At 60.3% G+C, this 4,340-nt stretch carries 2 protein-coding genes; both read left to right on the forward strand.

Annotated features, from left to right (window positions below; all coding sequences use genetic code 11):
- Window positions 1-3,387: hemagglutinin repeat-containing protein (locus ACH65_RS17385; protein WP_202594239.1), on the forward strand; the 3,387-nt coding region annotated here is incomplete at its 5' end.
- An 8-nt stretch (window positions 3,388-3,395) separates the two neighbouring features.
- Window positions 3,396-4,001, forward strand: coding sequence for a hypothetical protein (locus ACH65_RS20055; protein ID WP_153242658.1), 606 nt, complete (start codon window positions 3,396-3,398; stop codon window positions 3,999-4,001).
- Window positions 4,002-4,340 lie beyond the last annotated feature (339 nt).

Genomic DNA, 4,340 nt, shown 5'->3' on the forward strand with positions numbered 1-4,340 from the left:
GTGGCGCAGGCGGCGCAGCTGACGGCCAACGGCGCCCTCAGCCTCACCGCCGGCCACGACGTGAATCTCACCACGGCGGAGGGCGAACACAGCGAGGACTCTTGGAAGACGGTCAAGAAGTCGAGCTTCTTCAGTGGCGACCCGCTGCGCTTCGGCTCGGTGGACCCGCAGTCGAGCGGCCGCAAGGACAGCCACAGCAGCGACCAGATCTGGAGCGTGGGCAGCACGCTGTCGGGCGACACGGTGACGGTGGGCGCAGGCCACGACCTCACCGCCACGGCGGCCCAGGTGGCTGGCACGCATGACGTGACGCTGGCGGCGGGTAACAACCTCACGCTGGACGCCGGGCAAAACACCTACGCCTCCACCGATGGTACGCGCAAGAGCCGCACCGGCTTGCAGCACGGCAATGGTCTCAATCTTCTGATTGGTAACACCACCACGCAAACCACCAATCAAGTGGACGACGTGAGCTACACGGGCAGCCTGGTGGGCAGCACCAACGGCGCGGTGACGCTGAGCGCGGGCAAGGATGTGCACATCACCGCCAGCGACGTGCTGAGCCAGACGGGCACCACGGTCGTCGGCCAGAACGTCACCGTCGATGCGGCGCTGGGCACTACGGACATCACGCAGAAACAGACGATGCATTCGGGGGGCATCCATGTAGGCCTGAGCGGAGCCATCGTGTCGGCGGCCGAGGCGGCATATGGAGCCGTCCAGCGTGGTAGTGAGGTCAAGGATGATCGACTGAAGGCTCTCTACGCCATCCAGGCCGCTCAAGCGGTGAGCAGCGGTGTTCAGGCGGCTCAGGCTGCGCAAAGCGGGGATGGAAGTGGCATCAACCTGCAAGTTGGTCTCACCGCCAGCACGGCTCGTAGTGTTTCAAAAACCCACGACGACGTGACCTATGGCAGCAGTCTGCACAGCCAAGGCGACGTTACCGTCGCGGCCACACAGGGCGACCTCAATGTGGTGGGGAGCGAGATCAATGGCCGCAATGTAGCTTTGTCGGCCAGTCAGGATCTCAACCTGTTGAGTCAGACTGAGCAGCACACGTTGAAGAGCACCAACAGCAATGCCAGCGGTGGCATCGGCATCAGCTTCGGTAGCAATGGCTTCAATATTTATGTTCAAGCCTCGATGGGCAAGGGCAAGGCCCACGGCAACGGCGAGACGCATACCGACACCACGGTGACGGCGGCCGATACGCTGAGCCTGACGGCCGGCCACGACGCCACGATCCAGGGCGCCCAGGCCAAGGGCAACACGGTGCTGGCGGACGTCGGCCACAACCTCAACCTGGCCAGCGAGCAGGACACCAACGACTACGCCAGCAAGCAGTGGCAGGCGGGCGGTACGGTGATGTTCGGTGCGGGCGGTGGCGGCAGCTTCAGCTACAGCCAGAGCAAGGTGAACTCCAGCTATGCCAGCGTGACGCAGATGAGCGGCATCGCGGCGGGCGAGGGTGGCTTCGATGTGCACGTGGGGGCAAACACCGACCTCAAGGGCGCGGCGATTGCCAGCACGGCCGATGCCTCGAAGAACGTGCTGGACACTGGCACGCTGAGCTACAGCGACATCCAGAACAAGGCGCAATACAGCGCCAGCAGCTTTGGTGTCAGCGGTGGCAGCAGCGGTGGCAGCGGCTTCAGTGCCATGCCCAGCCTTGGCCTATCGCAGCACGACAGCTCCAGCAGTACGGCCAAGGCCGGCGTAGCCGAAGGTACGGTCATCACGCGCGACACGCCGAGCCAGGATCTGAGCGGCCTGGATCGCAATCCGGGCATCGACGCCAACGGCCTGAAGCCGATCTTCGACCAGAAGAAGGTGGAGGAGAACCAGCAGGTGGCGCAGCTGGCGGGTCAGGTGCTGATGACGGGCGTGGGTGACCTCAAGCAGTACGAGGGCTGGAACACCGGCAGCACGCAGGCGACGGCCTTGCATGCAGCAGCGGGTGCGGCGATTGCGGCGCTGGGCGGCGGCAATGTGTTGCAGGGTGCGCTTGGCGCGGGAACGGCGGAGGCGGCGACGCCTTATCTGGCGGATACGTTGGGCAGCAAGGGCGTGTCGCTGGGAAGCGCGTTGGTGGGCGCACTGGTCGGCGGCAGCGCCGGTGCGGCCACTGCCAATGCCGGCGCCAACTACAACTATCTGAACCACCAGCAGCGCGAACAGCGCCAGAGGGACCTCAATGCCTGCGGCAGCGACACGGCTTGCCAACAGCAGGTCAATGACCAGTGGGACAAGCTCAGTGCGCAGCAGAGTTTGGGTATGGCTCAAGCTCTCAAGGGGAGCCTGACCCCCGGGCAGTCGGAACAACTGCAAGACACGCGGCCCGGCAGCGCCACTTACGATGGCATCCTGGCCCAGGCCAGCAATCAGGCGTGGTATGCGGCCAATGCGAGCGGCAATCAGGCCGGGATGCTAAGCGCCTCGTTGTCGAACATGCTGGTGACGGAGAGAGACGGGGAACCAACGATGAGCGCCTCCCCGCCTGGCATGACGCTGGCAGAGCGCAACGCCATCGAAGGCGCACTGCTCGGTCCGGTCTTCGGCGTAGCCGGCAACGCCACCCAGTACTTTGGAGGCTCGCCCCAGCAGGTGGCGGCGGCCAACCAGGCAGGTGGCATTGCCTTTGAGACGGCGACCGCGTCGATGGAGCTGAATCCTGGCGCCTCGTCCGGTGGCGCGAGGGCCGTGGAGGAGCCGGTCTACAGCTATACGGGAGGCTCGGCAAGCAGGGCGCCGGCCAATGCTTCGGAACCTGCATGGACGGCAGGGGCGACGCCTGCGAATGACGGTGCTCCAAGCTCGACACCGATAGACTTCTCGCTCGGGAAATCGGTTTCCTGGCAAGGGATGCAGGGTACTGTTGCGGCGGATGGTACTTTTACGGTGACGGGGGCGCCTTCGAACTATTGGGGTGTGGCGAATGAAGCGCCGGTTTATCAATTTGCTGGGCGTGAAGTTGGCTCTGTGGGAGGCAATGGGGATCTGCCCCCTCAACAAGTTGGAAGCCCCTATTTTGTTCGGATAGACCCTGCTACTGGCAGCGGGCCAATGGCGATCGACAGTACTTCCTTTACAAGTGGTACTCAGACACTCAACGGTGGTGTACGAAATGCAAGACAGTTCTGGTCGCAATGGTTGGTGGCTTACCCTGAAACATTAAGTGACGCTAACGTTGCACGTATTAAGATGGGGCAATCGCCGATAGTTGACGGTACTTGGATCAATGAATTTCCTGAACATGCCAACTACAATGATGAAACGCTGATTCATCACCACCTAGACTATGGCCCGAATGCGATTCCATTACCTGGTTCAGTGCATAGTCAACAGCCGGGTTGGGGCATTTGGCATCCTGATCACGCGGGACAGTGAATATATCAATGATTAGTAATCTTAATGATCTCATGACTTATACAAATGGATTGGCACAGGAGGTGCCGCAAATTGCCGATGAAGTTGCCATAAAACCCGCAGGGGTGTCAGGCGATAGGCTGGCTGTCTTGGTTCGTAGCGTGCCCCTGCCACCAGTTTATCTGCGCTGTATTCACGATGTCGGTATATTTGGAGTTTCACTCGGGTATTTCGCGCTTTGGCCAGCCTTTAGCCGCAATGGAGATTTAGTAAAGTCACTCCTGGAGGCGAATTCGGGTCATGCTTCTGGTGCGATGGTTGCACATGCAGCGAATTTAATAATTGTCGCTAGGCAGGAGGCAAATATAATTTGTGTTGGATCAATGAAGGGTGGGCAGCCAGATGTTGTATTTCTGCTTGATGTAATGTCGTCCCCGGCAGTGCGAGTTACTAGCATTGCTCCAAATTTCGAAGTCTTTTTGCTGCTTGCAGGAAACCTCCATGCAGTCTCTCGTTCTCTGCAAGGATTGCCTTCCGATGCAATATTTGAAATGATCAAATGTTGTAATTATTTTTGCTGTACCGAAGAGCAGTCGCTATTTTGGCAGGGCATGATGGCGGAACTTGTGTCCTGATTGACTGGTGTCCAGTGTCCCGTCCACAGTGTCCACAGCTCTTTCCGCCGTGTGTCCCGTCCACCGTGTCCACAGCTCTTTCCGCCGTGATTTCGCCTAATTTTTGCGGCGCCGCGCTGTCCCGTCCACAGTGTCCACAGCTCTTTCCGCCGTGATTTCGCCTAATTTTTGTGGCGCCGCTGTCCCGTCCACAGTGTCCACAGCCCTTCTCGCTGGCATTTCGGGTGATTTTTGTGCAACGCCTTACAAATCGAGTTGCCAAAAATCACCGCGAAGCAGTCGTGACGTGCCGCAGTCAGCGCCTTCGGTATGCCTTGGCGCCGTTTCGCGCCGTCATCG

The sequence above is a fragment of the Frateuria defendens genome (assembly GCF_001182895.1).
Lineage (GTDB): Bacteria > Pseudomonadota > Gammaproteobacteria > Xanthomonadales > Rhodanobacteraceae > Frateuria_B > Frateuria_B defendens.